We start from the raw sequence: 15,748 nt of genomic DNA, 5'->3' as shown, positions 1-15,748 counted from the left end.
GGGGGGAATAACTACCATACCATGTCAACAAGTCAAGAGCGATAGGAGTGTACCATGTCCGACGACTATATCGATTATAGGCTAATCAGAAGCCAAATGTCATCTGAACTAGAAGAAATAATCACAGAAGGCAACCTGGGTGAGCAATTAGAGTCTGTTTTACGGGCTGTCTGTGTTCTACCATATCCTGATATTCAGTTTCCAATTATCGCCTCGTTTATAGCGTCTCCAGTAACGTTAATGTCTACCGCTGGTATCCTGTTCCTTTGGGGGTCTAGCGGTACTGGAAAGTCACAGGTAGCTACCGTAGCATCTGAACTATACAAGACAACCTCGGTGCTTGCTAATAGCACTTTCGCTTCACTGAGAAACAAGATACAACATGAACGATTTTATGACCCCCTTCAATGTGAATTTGAGAAAAATTTTATATTGGTATGGGAAGATATCACCCCTATATTATTAATTGAAAATGAGAATATGTTATCGCTTTTCAAGGTGTTAAACCGCAAAAATAGCCGAATAACCATCAGTAGTCAGACACCGGGAACTAACATGGTATTTGATGCTTTCGCTTTAAAGGTGATTAATTCAATACATTCATTGTGGACATTTTGGGAGTTAAACGAACTCAAAAGACGGATGTTTCCTATATGGTTTAAAAAGAGACTATGACATCAGAGGAATATAGGGGCAATGGTTACGAGTTAAGTGATTTAAACGATGTAGAGGATATTACGCTTGATAAATTATCATCTCAATTAGAAATTTTCTGGAGAGATATCGATAACTGCAATCAATACAGCAAGGTCAAAAAACAACTACAGAAACACAAAAAAGATATCATTAACGCTAGGTTATCAAGTGAAATTATTGTCACCCATTCATTGATTTATCAATTATCTATCAATGAATCAATTAAACGCTTCAATGATTACTGGGATTTTGTTAATGAAAAAATCTTGACTATATCATCAGGTACTGAACAATTTTTAGACAGTTTTATCACTCAAGGTATTGAGGCAAAAATGAAACAAAATAACCAGGCAATTAACGCGGGATGTCCTGAGTTAACCGACGAGGTTGTAACTGATATCGACCCGAAAGCGTTAAAAGAAGCCATTGAGAGAGCCAAAACAGATGGATATCTTGATAGTCGCGTTAATGTTTCAGAGTTGACTAATCTAATGAAAAATAGAGGATATAATATGATTAATCAGAACGGCAAAAATGTTTGGAAACACATCATATAGGAGACCAAAAAAATGACTCAAACCAACACAAATGCCATTATACAGGCACGGTTTAAAACATTTAAACAAATGGTAGATACTACAGTCTACAACGCTAATAAAGAAGACGCTAAGGAAACGTTAATTTCAATACTAGATGATTGCGAGGTTGAGTTATCCTTAGCAGAAGCGAAAAAACAATTATCGCTCAAACAGCTTAATTATATTCAGCATTTACTAACCAAAATCGAATAATTTAAACCCTTCCGAAATGACGTTAAACTATCACAACTTAACCACTATCAAAGGATAAAACCATGTCAATCAAATTAAGTACACCCGGATTAAACTTAGTAGAATATAGCTACATGAGTAATCGATTAAACCCTAACGCGGTAGGATTACTTGACTTAGTAGAACTTGCTATCACATCTGAACAATTTGATGAAATTGTCGAATTTATTCAAATCCACAGGCATTTTTTAAACGCGGAAATCGAGTTACTCAAAGGTATTGAAGCCTTGCTTGATGCAAAAATTACAGAACACAACAATAATCAAAATCACCCCGATAATGATGATCACAAGTTCAATTAATCAATAGGAAATAAAGCCATGAATGAGTTTGAACAAGAAAAAATGATGGTTATTGCAGAAATGGCTAGGGAGATTTACATTCAAATGATGTCACGAGATATCTCCTATTCCAATCAGGATACTAGGGTGACATTAGCCGAAATAGCTCATAACGCTGCTATTGATTTTATGATGGTACACGAAAAATGGGTAGAATCTCAGTATCCAATTATCTCTCAACCTCAACCAGGCATTATTGCCTCTGATTTCAACATTAACGGCTATAACAGCGATATCCTACTGGGAGGTGATTTTCATGCCTAAGCTACTCCCGGTAGTCACACTAACAGGGTCTTACAAAGGGTTTCTGGTAGGTCATGGTAATATCTGTATCGAAGTAGGTTCTTTAGAATGGTTTAAATACCTAGAAACCCATAAATCCTTTTCAGTGGAGGTTAATGGTAAACGATTTACGTTGTGCAAAAAAGTCTCAATTAATGGTTTCACCTACTGGAACCTCAAAGGGTGGGATGGTAGCGTCAATCATCACATCTACGTTGGAAAATCTGACCAAGTTACTGTAGACAAGTTAATAGACGTAGCTAACGCTATGGTTACTAAGTGTAAGATTAGCGGGGAGGTGTCAAAACGACATTTCCTGTACTAAACCCTAAACCCTAACACCTAACAGCTAACCCTAACTCAATAACTTAAATGGCCCCCTATGGTTTCTGACTGTAGGGGTTCATTCATATTTTTCGTTTTCAGGCCTGTATTTTCAGGCCTGAAAATGGTTTATATGAATGCTTGCCTCTAATTTACCCACAATAAACACCCTAAGCCAAAACCTTAACCCGTCTATTAGGGGTACTGGGTTCCGCACGGGATGATTACCACCAAAAATTGGAGACTTGCTGAGGATTATGTGGATAACCGATGTCGCTGGTAAAGCAATTGTCTAGGATTATGTGGGTAGTGGCTACCATCCCCAAACAAGTCACCAGTTGAAACGCGTTATGTTGGTAGTGAACTGAATTCAGCGGGGTGATGATTAGATAATGCGATCGCATTTTGTTGGTAGTGAGTAGGCTCCTCAATATTTCACTAATAATCTGACTACCCCTATGGGTTTTGAAATTTGAGCCATACCCTCCCCCCATAACCGAAACAAACACTCTTAGGGGTGCGACCGATGTGATAGCAGTCAATGGTTCGTAACGAACCGATAGGCTTGCCATTGACGGGTATCACGAGAGAGTTACCTTATCGGTGTTTGGTTAGGGGGGTGGTATGGGTATTTGACAGATTGATTAAGTTGTGCTTATTGACTGAGTAATCAACCGTTGACAGAATTATTTTCCTGTGCTAGGACTAGGTTATGAGTAACATTTGAGTAACTAGGCATAGTTATTGGGTTGAGTAATAACCCGCTATCGCTGTTAGGATAAGGGTTTATAGTTAACACGTTGTGGCGCAATCAAAGCGCCCTAATGTCTCCGTCCGACAAAAAAAGCCCCAGCCAGCCTTGTGGCTACCCATAGAATCCGGTTTGACTTCCGCCCCCTGGGTGCATTGCTTCACTAGAAATGGAAACGGAGGCTATTGAGATCTCCCCGGTGACTTGGCTTTGGGGGGCGGGGAGCATTTCTCCACGGAAGTCTAGGATGCTCACCAATAACAAATAAGCGATCGCTAAAATAATCGAAATGGCTCCGGTAATATAGGCAACTACTTTAGAACGTTCCATTCTCAATCAATTACAAGTTTCCACCATCCCACCCAGTATATACTAGACCATGGACAATTGAACATCACATTAACCATGATGTCGGGGCGGGTTCTGCTGTCAATCCTCAATTCCCACAGAAAAGATTGCCCAACCCGCCCTATACCCACAGTATGGGCGACCTATTTTTTCAAGGCTACCACATCACCAAACCCTCCCCAGCCCTCTCCCAGAGTTCGGGAGAGCCAGATTTAGAGGGTTTCATTATCCATCAATTACCTAGGTATTAGCGGTTATAACGGTCATCGCGATTATAACGATCATGGCGATTATAGCGGTAACCGCGATTATAGCGGTCTTGGCGATCGCGCATTTTTTCAAAGTTGTCGCGATAGCGCTTTTCCCATTCCTTTTTCTCACGACTGAGGCTGCGTTCTAATTCCTCATGGGCTTCTCGAATCACCCGTTCTTTTTGGCTTTGAGACAAACGCTGATTGTGGGGCTTGTTCATCTCATCTCGCATTTCCGATTCTAGCTGCTCATGTCGCCGCCGGCTATATTCTTCAAAATCCCTCTCAAACTGTCGCCGCCAATCATCATTATTACGATTAGCGATCGCAAATCCCGTTTCTCCTATAGTAGCTTGTTGAGTAGAATTAGCATAGGCAACCATCTGGTCAGCAGGCAGTTGTAACCCTCCCGCCATTAGAAATGTTGTCAGAACCAAAATACCCTTCATTACTCAATTCTCCATAATTTTAAGATTAATTGACACCCCCATGGGAAATGATTACGGTTTCAGACTAACGAAAATCCGGGTTCATTTACCCATACATATATAGTATCATTTTGTCAATAGGATTGACCAAGTTTATAGTCGATATTGGCGATCGTAAAGTTCCCAGGTAGGACCCTGAGTAGTGTAACTTAGGTAGAGCGCCAATATTAAGTCACAGCAGAAGGTAAAATAGGAGATTGAATCAAACTGAATCGATTTAATTCAATCTGTAGTTAACCATTAGAGGTTCCCTTGACTCATCATCAAGATGCTATTGCGCCCCACGGTGGAAAGCTAATTAATCGCATGGCCAGTGCCGAACAACGGGCCGAACTCCTAGAAAAAGCCGATACTCTCCCCAGAGTACAACTTGACGAGCGATCGCAGTCGGACTTAGAACTAATTGCGATCGGCGGTTTCAGTCCCCTAACCGGGTTTATGGAACAGGCAGACTATAGCAATGTCGTCCATAATATGCGACTGAGTAACGGACTGCCCTGGTCTGTTCCCATCACCCTATCCGTCACCGAAGAGGAAGCGGCGCACCTGTCGGAAGGTAGCCTAATCCGTCTGGACTCACCAAAGGGTAAATTTGTGGGAGTTCTGGAACTAACCCAAAAATACACCTACGATAAAGAACACGAAGCCATCCACGTCTATCGCACTAATGATAACAAACATCCGGGAGTCAAGGTAGTTTATGACCAAGGTCCGGTCAATCTCGCCGGTCCTGTGTGGTTACTCCAGCGAGAATCACACCCTTTGTTCCCCAACTATCAAATTGACCCAGCCGATAGTCGTTCACTATTCCGAGAAAGGGAATGGAAAACCATTGTTGGATTTCAGACTCGCAACCCTATTCACCGCGCCCACGAGTATATTCAAAAATGCGCCCTAGAAACTGTTGATGGTCTATTTCTCCATCCTCTGGTTGGGGCTACTAAGTCTGATGATATCCCGGCTGATGTGCGGATGCGTTGTTATGAAATCTTGATGGAACGCTACTATCCTAAAAATCGGGTGATTTTAGCGATTAATCCGGCTGCTATGCGTTATGCCGGACCGAGAGAAGCGATTTTTCATGCTATGGTCCGCAAAAACTACGGCTGTACCCACTTTATTGTCGGGCGTGATCATGCTGGTGTCGGGGACTATTATGGAACCTATGATGCCCAGCATATCTTTGATGAGTTTGAACCGGCAGAATTGGGTATTACTCCCATGAAGTTTGAACACGCTTTCTATTGCACATTGACTAAGGGTATGGCTACCAGTAAAACTAGCCCCAGTACCCCAGAACAACGGATTCACTTATCGGGAACCAAGGTTCGGGAAATGCTGCGAAGGGGAGAATTGCCACCCCCAGAGTTTTCTCGTCCAGAAGTGGCGGCGGAACTAATTAAGGCGATGAGGGTTCCCTCAGAAGCATAATTTCACCAAATCCCCCTATCCCCGTCTCTGGGAGGGGGGAGTAGAAAATTATCGACAATTGCAGAAGACGCGCTAGGATAAAATATATCCTATGCTAGGGCTCAACCGAATTTAATCGGTGGGAAACTCATCAGGTTATTGTCAAACCATCTCGGTGGCAGGTTCTCAGGTCTCTAGTTATGAATAATAAGAACATTGAGGCTTTCATGTCTAGGAAATAATCTTTGTGTTTCCCGCGATATTATCTAGTTATAGGAGTGATACAAAACGACAATTAGGAGAGTAATTAACACGAATGAAAATTGACAATTTTTACACTAAAATTGCCATAAATAATCAGCGAGAAATGCCAACCTTCAAACAGTTAATAGCAGTGGAGGCATATAAAATTTTATTTATAGCATTTATTCTTCTTAAAAAAAGCCGCGATAATGGCTATATTTACAGTCCGTGGTCAGTCTTAATTAATTTATGGATGAATTGGAGTATGGCTCACCATGATGATGTGATCCTGGGTTCAAAAATCTAGGAATTAGTGATGTTTTTGATTTCCAGAAATTGGTAAATTTTGCTAGTGAATAAGTTTGAGTAAGTTTCAGGGATAGATGGATTAGGAATAATAGATCATGGCATTAAAGCGACGGCAATTTCTAAAAAGATCGAGTATGCTACTGGCAGGGTTGGGACTTAGTGAGGCGGCTTGGTGGCAACTTGGCGATCGCTACCATAGGGCTTTAGCAGAACCGAATCATCGGAAACTGGCTCTGCTAGTGGGTATCAATCAATATCCGAAAGTCTCCCAACGCCATATAGAACCCCTATCAGGATGCGTCACGGATGTAGAATTACAGCGGGAACTGTTAATCGGTAGATTTGGATTTAACCCCTCAGATATCCTTACCCTTACTAATAAGGAAGCGACGGGGGAAAATATCGAAACTAGCTTTATAGAACATCTAATTAACCAAGCTAAACCAGGGGATTTGGTGGTTTTTCATTATAGCGGCTATGGCAGTTGTATGGCTGATGCTAATCAAAACCCTGACGCGGCTACTATTAAACATTCCCTAATTCCCGTTGATGTCACCCCAGACCATAATGGAGAACCCATTAACGATATTATGGAGGATACCCTGTGGCTATTACTGCGATCGCTGAAAACTCAACAAGTCATCACAATTCTTGATACCAGTTATGCTTATCCTGGTTATTCTCAACAGGGAGTCCTGAGAATCCGATCAGCAGCCAGCCCCAATTCTAGCCAAATTAGCGATCGCACCATTACCCGACAACAACAATTACTACAGCGCTACCAAATCGACCCCGAACAACTAGAACAACGTCGCCTCGGAGAACTTCCTGGTATAGTCTTAGCAGCCAGCAAACCCACCGAAATGGCTACAGAAACCACTTGGTCTGGACTCAGCGCCGGATTGTTTACCTATAACCTTACTCAAACTCTCTGGAATGCGACAGCCACCTCAGACTTCAAAGAAACTCTAGGTCGTGTAGCCGGAGTGGTAGAACGTATTACCGGACCGAACCAGCAACCTCAGCTTCAGCGTCAAGTTAGAATTACGTTAGATGATCAACCACCCATGATTAATCTACCGCTAACATCACCCCCAGTCGATGGAATTGTTACTGCTGTGACTGGGGATGGCAAAAGTACGGAATTGCTACTGGCTGGTTTACCTGGCTGTGTTCTGGAATCGGGAGAAATTAATTCCCTATTTACCATTGTATCAAACACTGAGAGTACAGAAGCTAAGGTGCAGCCAAAACTCCAAATTCGCGGCTCTAACTCATTGCACGCTACCGCTGAGGTGAGAATATTAGAAGTGGGTGGTATCAAGTCACCTGTGGTTCAGTCCGGCCAATTTATTAAAGAGACTATTCGGGTTATACCTCGCCACATTAACTTAAAAATTGGTCTTGATTCTAAACTCGATCGCATTGAAAGGGTCGATGCAACCAGTGCCTTGTCTAGTATTGATCATATCTCTATCACTAGCAACGACCAACCCATTGATTATCTATTCAGCGCTGTACGCGATACTACTATTGCTCAAAATCCGAGTAGCTCGATGAATTCATTATTCCAAGGGCATTATGGTCTATTTTCCCCCGCTCAGGTGGTGCTTCCCGATACAGCAGGAGAAGGTGGAGAGGCTGTCAAAGTCGCCGTACAACGATTAGTTCCTCAATTGAAAACTCGATTAGCTGCTAAGTTGCTACGACTGACGGAAAATGAACGTTCTGACTTACTCAAAGCCAAAGTTACCCTAGGGATGTTAACTCCCCAGTCACGGGCGATCGCTAAACGAGAAACCCCTGATTTATCCCATCAGGGAAGTGATCAACTCACCCTAACCAGCCCAAATAATGCTAATTCTACCCCAGCGGTAGCACACCGTTCCGAGACCTTTGGTATACCGACTATACCAAAGGAGAGTCGTATTCAGATGCAATTACAGAATAATGGTGAACTCCCATTATATTTCATCATGTTTCTGTTTGACAGTCGTGGTCAAACATACGTTTATGATGCTACTAGACCTCCCATAGTTGAGACTCAAGACAGTTCTATGATTTTACCCCAGGTTTTACGGGTAGAAGGGGGAAAAACTATGAGTATTCCCCCAGCTAATGTTAATGGCGGAACTAGCACCACCGAAACCCTAGGAGAATTGGTGCGGGGTCCGGCTGGGTTGATTGAAACCTATCTGATTATTAGCCATTACCCTTTTACTCAGACTTTACCAGCTATTAGTCGTGGTTTAAAGCAAACTTCCATCAGTTCAAAAAATAGACTGCAATTGCTGTCAAATCCTTGGGAAGTTTCCCGGTCTGTATTGGAGGATTTGGCAAAAGCTAGTAAACTAGGAGTTGAACGTTCTGGGATTTCTACTGATAATCTTGCCCTAGATATTAATGCTTGGGCTACCTTTAACTTTGTCTGTCGAGTTGTGTAAAACTTGTCAGGAGTTGAGATACTTATATAGTAGACAGTTATTTCTTTTTTCTATCCGGTTTCCTATCTTGTTAGTCAGGGTTAGAGAGTTGATGATAGCATCAGTAGGAGATGTTCATGAAAATTTTAATTGTTGAGGATGATAGAAATGCAATTGTTCCTCTGATTGACGAGTTAAAAGCCTATCACTATATTGTTGACTTGGCGGTTGATGGTCATACCGGATTGGAACTCGCTTTAGAATGGAATTATGATTTAATTATCCTTGACTGGATGCTTCCCGGAATCAATGGACTAGCAATTTGTCGTCAATTGCGCGAGCAAGGTTTTCTCAAACCTATTTTGCTTTTAACTGTACGCAATCTTAATGAGGAGATTATTACCGGATTAGATGCTGGCGCTGATGATTTTGTTTCTAAACCTTATAGCCCGTCTCAAGTTTTGGCGAGAATTAGAGCCTTATTAAGAAGGAAAAGTTTGCCACAATTACCATTACAATTTACCTGGGAAAACTTGCAGGTTAATGAAACTTCTGCACAGGTTTATTATGATAACAAGCCTGTTGATATTAAGCCAAAAGCCTATAATTTACTGTTGCTATTTCTGAAAAATCCACAGCGGATTTTTAGCCGTCAGGATATTATCGATCAACTCTGGTCTTTTGATAATGAACCCAGCGAATATGCGGTCACTAATTTAATTAAAGACCTGCGCCGAACTCTCAAAGATGCGGGGATGATTACAGATATTATCGCGACTATTTATGGCTTGGGATATCGCTTAAATCCACCCCCAGAAACTGAATCTAATCAGGCAGAATATCTGGATAACTCACCGTCTTTAATCCCTCGATCTAACCATAATATTGAGGAGATTTTGGCTAAATATCAGAATTCCTTTGACGAAGAGGTCGGCTTTTTAGAAACCATGTTTTTAATCAATTATTCGGATGATTCTATCTCAGAAATTGCCAGGGAAAAGGCTCAAGAAATTGCTCATAATTTAGCGGGAAGTTTGGGTTCTTTTGGCTATCAACGAGGTTCGGAATTAGCCCGTGATATCGAAAACTGCTTGAGCTATGATGATGGCTTATCAGATAAATATAAAAATATCAGTATAATTCAAGAAAAAATACGCCAATTATGTCATGAAATTAACCAGTCTCCTCAACCGATATATTTCCAAATTTGTGCTTCATCTAATCAAATTTTGCTGATTGATGCTGATCGAAGTTTAGCGGAACAATTACAAGGTCAAGCTGGCGCTTGGAACTTAAATATAGACGCGGTTTCCACTTTGACTAATGCTAGACAGTGGCTGACCAAAACTCTCCCTGATGCGATTTTATTAGACCCCCATTTGTCAGAGGAAGATTTGACAGGATTTGATTTCCTCAAGAACATCGGACAACGTTTCCCGGAAATTCCTATTTTGATTTTTACTTATGAGGATAACCTGTCGGAACGTATTATGTCAGCGCGTTTGGGGGCTAGACGATTTTTGCACAAACCCGTTACGCCTCAATACATTTTTGAAGCGATCGTACAAGTTCTCCCCAAACCCCCCAGCCGAGATGCTCGGATTCTGATTGTAGAAGATGATCCTATCTGTTTGCAAGTTTTGCGAAATATCCTCAAACCCTGGGGATTTGATATGATTTGCTTGAGAGAACCTAACCAATTTTGGCAAGTCCTAACCCAAACTCTCCCGGATTTATTAATTTTAGATGTACAAATACCTACCTATACGGGTTTGGATTTGTGTCAGGTCGTCCGACAAGACCCGGCTTGGGAAGAGTTACCAATTTTGGTGGTCACTGGACATCAAAGTTCTGATATGATCCAAAGGGTTTTTGAAGCTGGCGCAGATGATTTTATTACTAAACCAATTATGGGCCCAGAATTAGTCACCCGCGTTATGGCTCGTATTGAGCGATCGCAACTGAGAAGAAAAGTTAAACAGATCCGAAAACAGTCTAGGTGAGTTATCCATCATAGCCGCAGCTACTGACCGAGATTGTCAGAAAGAAAAACCCAGCCCCCACTTCCAGCCCACTAGGGACTAGATATTTAGGTCTCCTACTCACCCAGAAAGGGCATGAACCCTTGAGGGCTTTTGGTTTCCTAAACTATTAGGTACCAGCTCTATATGGGTAGACTGGGCTGTATATCAGGGTCTATGTAGCATAGTACCAGCAAAATATAAGGAACTTATAAGATGATATCCAAAATTTGTAAAGCCCACACCCTTACCTGATTATGGCCAACCTTTCCCAATAGTTCTGTCTGTTTATCGATTTCAGGTAGCATCTTCTGATACCGCCTGACTTTTTTGGCGGTCTGGGAGGGTGACGACTTTGGCTGTGGTGAGTTGTAAATACGCCTAAGTTGTTGAGGTGGGAGGCTGCGGGGAGTAGTTGGGAGTGGGTGAATTTGAGCGATCGCACCATTTCAACCTAGTTAAACACATCCCCTATTGCTTTTCAGATTATCTGTGGGGTGATTATCTGTAGGCTGGGGTTGGGTTTCCCAAGCTACAATTTATGATTTTTTAGTATGTCGATGTGAGCGATTACATCAGATGATTATAAACTTACAACCCTTTCAGTCATCATGCAATATGATTTCCCTCGTCCCTATCCCGGGGGGAATAAGGGTTTATGGTGCGGGTAATGTTTTAAGTAAGTGATTTCCCTGCTGTAAAGACATTTTTATAAGGATGATCAACTGGGGGGGGAACCTCCACAACCCAGTTGAAGACATTAACACAAATTGTGATTAAATATATTTCTGTTTATACAAGCTGATTCAACGATTCTTAATGAATGTGATAATCTTATCAAGAACCATGAAGGTTTGTAACATTTTATAAATTTACTGATCAGTACTATTGTATTCAAGCTATGTCATGCTAGGATATGAGGTGTAGTCAGGTATAGAGATTTGGAACTCTATCCAAATCCAATTATGTATTCAGGCGAACTTTTTTGCATGGTGTGATTTTTATAGACTATTGCATTCTACCTAAAAATTAATTCCCGACTCTGAAGGAAAACCCATCGGATTGGGAAGTTGCGTTGTGGAGTAAACCATAATGTCTAAAGCCAAAATATTGCTAAACTTATCAATGGCTGGTGTAACCGTCTCAGCAGCCGTGGCTCTCACCAGTCAACCGGCTGTTGCCAATACCACCTTTCGATGTATTCCAGCCGGAAACGGTTATGCCACCATTGCTGTAGCTAGTACCGGACACCAAAGTGAACCTCTGATCACCTGGAATAGTCAAGCCTTTATAGCAGGTGGCTATACACCCCAAAATCGCTGTGAGATAGTCAGTCAACGTTTAACCAGGGCTGTGGCTCAGAGTGGAGGGCTTCTGAGTAATCTGTTGTTAACGACTGGAAGCGTTAATGGCTATGATGTCGTCTGCTGGACAAACAATAGCAGTTCCGTTTGCAACCCGAATAACCTTTTAGTAACTATTTCTCCTGGTCGCAGTGCGGGTGAGTTTCTGGGTAACTTTCTCAAGATGGGGGCTAATCCTATGAGCGAAGGAACACCGGGTCAAGAAAGCGTGCGTCGAACCACTGTCAGATTCGGCGAACTGGTTCAGCGGGAGTTAGACGAAGCCAGAAGGCGAGGCGGGGGTCATAGTAACCCGGTAACCACTCCCGATCCTGTGCGTCCTCCTGTTCGTCCTCCCAACGATCCGCCCGTAGTTTTTTAGTCAATTTATCAACTCCAAATCCCCTTAATTTTTTAAGATTGTGATGCCTAAATCTAACCTTCAATCTCGGCAATTTTGGGTCGGGTTCTTGCTCGCAGCAGGACTGGTCTTAGCAAACACTTCCGGGTTGAGAGCCTTTGACCAACAGATAGCTGAGTCTATGGTTCAAAATCCTTTACCCCCCGCATCACCATCTGTAGAAAGTTCTGTCCTCCAGGTAGCCAAACAGGTGACGGTCAGAATTTTGAAAAATCAGGGAGCTGGGTCTGGGGTAATCATTGACCGCCAAGGGGGAACCTATACAGTTCTCACCTGCGACCATGTTGTTGTTAGCGGGAGTCAAGATCAGACCTATCAAATCTTGACTCCCGATGGTAAAACCCATTGGGGGCGACGTCGGCCAATGTCGGGTTTGCAGGGCTTAGATTTGGCTGTGGTGGAGTTTACAAGCTCAAACCCTTATCAAGTTGCGGTTTTGGGGAATTCTGAAGATATTTCGATTGGAAAACCAATTTATGTGGCAGGATTCCCCAACTATCAACCCCGAGATGATGGTGGTCTGCATATTACCCATGATTGGGGACTAAGAGCTTTTCGATTCACAACTGGAAATCTATCCATGCGGTTATCGGGTCTGACCTTGCAACGTGGCTATCAGCTTGCCTATACTAATGCCACCATTCAAGGCATGAGTGGTGGGCCGGTCTTGAATGCTGACGGTGAACTGATTGGGATTCACGGACGTGGCAGGGTCACGATTCATGGAATTGAGACATTTCGTTTCACCGATGGAACTTTGCCCTCACTCGAACTCTATGAGTATATGTCGCCCTTGAGCTGGGCTGTGCCAATTTCTGCCTTTCAGAGACCCTTGGAACCTAGGCCGACTGGTCGCCCCTTTTCCACCGATCCGACTCAGCCCTCTTTACCGGCGACACCCATGCGTCAGAATCAATGACCAGAGAAAATTTAAGTTTCTGTTAGCCATTCATCATCCCAGGAATTATGGTTAAAAACAACTGGAATATTAGGTTAGGACTTTTAGCGGTTCTGACCAGTTTGTTGGTAATTATTCTCGCCACAATAGCCCCAATCTCAGCTCTACAGTCTGAGGTCGAGCCGGACACTCAATTTCATACAACTGATCAAATTTATGTTACATCGGTGAGTCAATTATCGGATGTTCAGCCAACGGATTCGGCATTTATGGCGGTTCAATCTTTAGCGGATCGAGGAATGCCGATCGCTTATCCTGATTTGACATTTCGTGGTAATCGAGCAGTCAGACGAGGTGAAGTAGCTCAATGGTTTGAAGGCTTTATCAGAAGGATATTAGAAACATCAGAGCTAGATAGTACACAGTCCGATTTAGCCACACCAGAGGATTTAGACCGACTTGCACAATCTGTTAGAGCTCTCCAAGAGTCTATACGAGAATTACAGCAGGGAAGTCCTTAACCGAATCTTGCTCCCATGTGAGCTGATCCAGATTTTTTGCTGTTCTTATTTGGCTTGTCTATTATGCTGCGATCGCAATTATCCAAGTTTAAACTAGCTGTCTTTGGTGCAATTTTTGTAGTTGTACTAGCGGTATTTGGGCTGCTAATTGTACCATCAAACCCCCCAGCCAAGGCTCAAAATTTGCCTGTTGATGTTCAACCTACGGATTTCTACTTTCAATCCTTACAATCTCTAATTGAGCGTTATGATTGCTTTAGCACCTTCCCGGATGGAACCTTTAGAGGCAATAGAGCCTTAACTCGCTTTGAACTAGCAGTCTATCTGAGTTCCTGCATGAATTCATTGGAGCAAAATCTAACAACCAGCGGAACGCATGGGATAACTAAATCCCAAGTGGCTGCTTTGCAAAATAGGATTGATGCCTTACAACAACAAGTCAATCAACGGCGAAGCTCTACCCCAGTTAATTAGCCAGACGTTTTTTAATATTTGCTGGGGATCCACTGATTTAAACATTACGGAAAACATCATGTTTAAACTGAATCTAAAAAATTGGCCAACCATGGTAATAGCTGCGATCGCCAGCCTCTGTATTTTTCTTGCTATCAGTACCATTCGCAGCGATGCCAGTACCCCTTCCCCTATCTTGGAAAACCAGAGAGAACCGATAATCCTAGCAGCTAATTATTCCGAAAATGACATTAACTCCATTGCTAGGGCGGTCACAGTTTTTGTGGGTGGGCAAATCGAAAATCGTCAAAAATTGGAACAAAGTGGTGTACAGTTCAGGGAAGCTGGTTCCGGCGTAATTGTAGCCCGCAGAAATGCAACTTACTATGTTTTGACCAATCAACATGTTGTGCCACATCGTAATAAGTATGCTATTCGGACTCACGATGGCGATTTGCATCAAGTTGAAAATGAGCTGCCCCCCTATCTTGATTTGGGTCAAAAGGATACCACAAAGGATACAGTAACCCGCTTTGGGGAATATAATCCTCAGAAAAAAACGGTGGATGGTTATGATTTAGCTTTAATCAGTTTTCAAAGCAATAACAATTATCCCGTTGCAGTGGTTGGAGATGCCAACACAACTAAAGTTGGAACACCTGTGTTTGTTTCAGGTTGGCCTTTACCAAGCAACCCATCCCAAGATCGAACCCGTGTTTTGAGAGCTGGAGAACTTCAACAAATTATTGACCCTGCTGATCCGAATGGCAATTATAATTTATGTTACACGGCTGAGACAGCCACGGGTATGAGTGGTGGTCCTGTCTTCAATGATCGCGGAGAAGTGATCGGCGTGCATGGCTCAGGCCAGGAGCATGAGCGCCCTCAATGTGTTGATATAAGTTTGGGAATTAAAATCAATGATTTTATCGATGTACAGGAACGGGAAGCACAATATAGCTTAAAAAATGACCTGCGTTTTCCTCCCGCCAACCCCTCAGAATTTGCCAGTGCGGTTACTTATCCAAATGCTGATACTTTGAGAGGAGTAGACTATCAACAATTCTTTGAGATTAGCCCTAATGACCCAGCTTATAAAGCTATTCAATTCATCAGTCAATATGGTTGCATGGGAGCCTTTCATGACGGCACCTTTAGACCCCGTCGTGTGGCTACTCGTGGTGAATTTATCGTGGATATCAATCGCTGTATGAATGGCTTAAAAGAAGTAGCTTCTAAAAGTCTGCCTGAAGGAGGTATATCTCTAGAAAATTTTGATTTTATTCAGCAATCTGTTGAGGAACTTCAACGGGAGGTTGAATCGCTTTCTAATAATAATAATTTGCTGTGGTAGATACAGCCGGGAAGTCACTTAAAACATTACCCTCACCCTAA

16 protein-coding genes and 1 pseudogene are annotated in these 15,748 nt (G+C 42.5%); 15 read left to right on the top strand and 2 right to left on the bottom strand.

From position 1 onward, the window contains the following. Positions 1-54 precede the first annotated feature (54 nt). From N39L_RS03400 to N39L_RS03375, 6 genes are all read left to right on the top strand, one after another. Positions 55-675, top strand: coding sequence for a hypothetical protein (locus N39L_RS03400; protein ID WP_014274309.1), 621 nt, complete (start codon positions 55-57; stop codon positions 673-675). Further along, entirely contained in the window at positions 672-1,253 is a 582-nt protein-coding gene (locus N39L_RS03395; RefSeq protein ID WP_014274308.1) for a hypothetical protein, read from the top strand. The genes N39L_RS03400 and N39L_RS03395 overlap by 4 nt, the downstream gene beginning before the upstream one ends. A 12-nt stretch (positions 1,254-1,265) precedes the next feature. Continuing rightward, a complete protein-coding gene (locus tag N39L_RS03390; RefSeq protein WP_014274307.1) occupies positions 1,266-1,487 on the top strand; it encodes a hypothetical protein in 222 nt (73 codons plus the stop codon). A 62-nt stretch (positions 1,488-1,549) separates the two neighbouring features. Then, entirely contained in the window at positions 1,550-1,828 is a 279-nt protein-coding gene (locus N39L_RS03385; protein WP_231852085.1) for a hypothetical protein, read from the top strand. A gap of 18 nt (positions 1,829-1,846) precedes the next feature. Next, complete coding sequence (locus N39L_RS03380) at positions 1,847-2,131, top strand: hypothetical protein (protein ID WP_014274305.1); 285 nt, start codon at positions 1,847-1,849, stop codon at positions 2,129-2,131. Beyond that, on the top strand, positions 2,124-2,474 hold the full coding sequence (locus tag N39L_RS03375) for a hypothetical protein (RefSeq protein WP_014274304.1): 351 nt from the start codon (positions 2,124-2,126) through the stop codon (positions 2,472-2,474). The genes N39L_RS03380 and N39L_RS03375 overlap by 8 nt, the downstream gene beginning before the upstream one ends. Positions 2,475-3,338: 864 nt before the next feature. On the opposite strand, the gene N39L_RS03370 is transcribed toward N39L_RS03375, so the two are convergent. Together N39L_RS03370 and N39L_RS03365 are read right to left on the bottom strand one after the other, a co-directional pair. Next, positions 3,339-3,554 carry a hypothetical protein gene (locus N39L_RS03370; protein ID WP_006620329.1) on the bottom strand — a complete coding sequence of 72 codons (216 nt, stop codon included), beginning with the start codon at positions 3,552-3,554 and terminating at the stop codon, positions 3,339-3,341. A 265-nt stretch (positions 3,555-3,819) separates the two neighbouring features. Then, entirely contained in the window at positions 3,820-4,272 is a 453-nt protein-coding gene (locus N39L_RS03365; RefSeq protein WP_006620328.1) for a hypothetical protein, read from the bottom strand. A 291-nt stretch (positions 4,273-4,563) separates the two neighbouring features. Here N39L_RS03365 and sat point away from each other — a divergent pair, with 291 nt between their 5' ends. The 9 genes and pseudogenes from sat to N39L_RS03320 all read left to right on the top strand — a co-directional run bounded on the left by sat (position 4,564) and on the right by N39L_RS03320 (position 15,707). Then, positions 4,564-5,742 carry a sulfate adenylyltransferase gene (sat, locus tag N39L_RS03360; protein WP_006620327.1) on the top strand — a complete coding sequence of 393 codons (1,179 nt, stop codon included), beginning with the start codon at positions 4,564-4,566 and terminating at the stop codon, positions 5,740-5,742. 295 nt (positions 5,743-6,037) lie between these two features. After that, entirely contained in the window at positions 6,038-6,271 is a 234-nt protein-coding gene (locus N39L_RS03355; RefSeq protein ID WP_006620326.1) for a hypothetical protein, read from the top strand. A gap of 97 nt (positions 6,272-6,368) precedes the next feature. Further along, complete coding sequence (locus tag N39L_RS03350; protein WP_014274301.1) at positions 6,369-8,717, top strand: caspase family protein; 2,349 nt, start codon at positions 6,369-6,371, stop codon at positions 8,715-8,717. A gap of 116 nt (positions 8,718-8,833) precedes the next feature. Further along, on the top strand, positions 8,834-10,699 hold the full coding sequence (locus tag N39L_RS03345) for a response regulator (RefSeq protein WP_006620324.1): 1,866 nt from the start codon (positions 8,834-8,836) through the stop codon (positions 10,697-10,699). 1,110 nt (positions 10,700-11,809) lie between these two features. Continuing rightward, entirely contained in the window at positions 11,810-12,442 is a 633-nt protein-coding gene (locus N39L_RS03340) for a COP23 domain-containing protein (RefSeq protein ID WP_006620323.1), read from the top strand. Between the two features lie 43 nt (positions 12,443-12,485). Continuing rightward, positions 12,486-13,400: a S1 family peptidase gene (locus N39L_RS03335; RefSeq protein WP_006620322.1), complete on the top strand. Its 915-nt coding sequence runs from the start codon at positions 12,486-12,488 to the stop codon at positions 13,398-13,400. A 47-nt stretch (positions 13,401-13,447) separates the two neighbouring features. Continuing rightward, on the top strand, positions 13,448-13,900 hold the full coding sequence (locus N39L_RS03330) for an S-layer homology domain-containing protein (protein WP_006620321.1): 453 nt from the start codon (positions 13,448-13,450) through the stop codon (positions 13,898-13,900). 192 nt (positions 13,901-14,092) lie between these two features. After that, a pseudogene (locus tag N39L_RS03325) lies at positions 14,093-14,219 on the top strand (S-layer homology domain-containing protein); the annotation flags it as partial. A 102-nt stretch (positions 14,220-14,321) separates the two neighbouring features. Further along, on the top strand, positions 14,322-15,707 hold the full coding sequence (locus N39L_RS03320) for a S1 family peptidase (protein WP_014274298.1): 1,386 nt from the start codon (positions 14,322-14,324) through the stop codon (positions 15,705-15,707). The last annotated feature ends 41 nt before the right edge of the window (positions 15,708-15,748 follow it).

Origin of the sequence: Limnospira platensis NIES-39 (assembly GCF_026000695.1) — a bacterium.
In the GTDB taxonomy this organism is placed as follows: Bacteria; Cyanobacteriota; Cyanobacteriia; order Cyanobacteriales; family Microcoleaceae; genus Limnospira; species Limnospira platensis.
The sequence above is the reverse complement of the archived record's forward strand: the minus strand, read 5'-3'. Positions and strand labels throughout refer to the sequence as shown.

What these genes read in the sequence shown, in the direction of transcription:
- N39L_RS03400 (WP_014274309.1), top strand. Translation starts at nt 55, where the DNA reads ATGTCCGACGACTATATCGATTATAGGCTAATCAGAAGCCAAATGTCA.
- N39L_RS03395 (WP_014274308.1), top strand. Translation starts at nt 672, where the DNA reads ATGACATCAGAGGAATATAGGGGCAATGGTTACGAGTTAAGTGATTTA.
- N39L_RS03390 (WP_014274307.1), top strand. Translation starts at nt 1,266, where the DNA reads ATGACTCAAACCAACACAAATGCCATTATACAGGCACGGTTTAAAACA.
- N39L_RS03385 (WP_231852085.1), top strand. Translation starts at nt 1,550, where the DNA reads ATGTCAATCAAATTAAGTACACCCGGATTAAACTTAGTAGAATATAGC.
- N39L_RS03380 (WP_014274305.1), top strand. Translation starts at nt 1,847, where the DNA reads ATGAATGAGTTTGAACAAGAAAAAATGATGGTTATTGCAGAAATGGCT.
- N39L_RS03375 (WP_014274304.1), top strand. Translation starts at nt 2,124, where the DNA reads ATGCCTAAGCTACTCCCGGTAGTCACACTAACAGGGTCTTACAAAGGG.
- N39L_RS03370 (WP_006620329.1), bottom strand. Translation starts at nt 3,554, where the DNA reads ATGGAACGTTCTAAAGTAGTTGCCTATATTACCGGAGCCATTTCGATT.
- N39L_RS03365 (WP_006620328.1), bottom strand. Translation starts at nt 4,272, where the DNA reads ATGAAGGGTATTTTGGTTCTGACAACATTTCTAATGGCGGGAGGGTTA.
- N39L_RS03355 (WP_006620326.1), top strand. Translation starts at nt 6,038, where the DNA reads ATGAAAATTGACAATTTTTACACTAAAATTGCCATAAATAATCAGCGA.
- N39L_RS03350 (WP_014274301.1), top strand. Translation starts at nt 6,369, where the DNA reads ATGGCATTAAAGCGACGGCAATTTCTAAAAAGATCGAGTATGCTACTG.
- N39L_RS03345 (WP_006620324.1), top strand. Translation starts at nt 8,834, where the DNA reads ATGAAAATTTTAATTGTTGAGGATGATAGAAATGCAATTGTTCCTCTG.
- N39L_RS03340 (WP_006620323.1), top strand. Translation starts at nt 11,810, where the DNA reads ATGTCTAAAGCCAAAATATTGCTAAACTTATCAATGGCTGGTGTAACC.
- N39L_RS03335 (WP_006620322.1), top strand. Translation starts at nt 12,486, where the DNA reads ATGCCTAAATCTAACCTTCAATCTCGGCAATTTTGGGTCGGGTTCTTG.
- N39L_RS03330 (WP_006620321.1), top strand. Translation starts at nt 13,448, where the DNA reads ATGGTTAAAAACAACTGGAATATTAGGTTAGGACTTTTAGCGGTTCTG.
- N39L_RS03320 (WP_014274298.1), top strand. Translation starts at nt 14,322, where the DNA reads ATGCCTTACAACAACAAGTCAATCAACGGCGAAGCTCTACCCCAGTTA.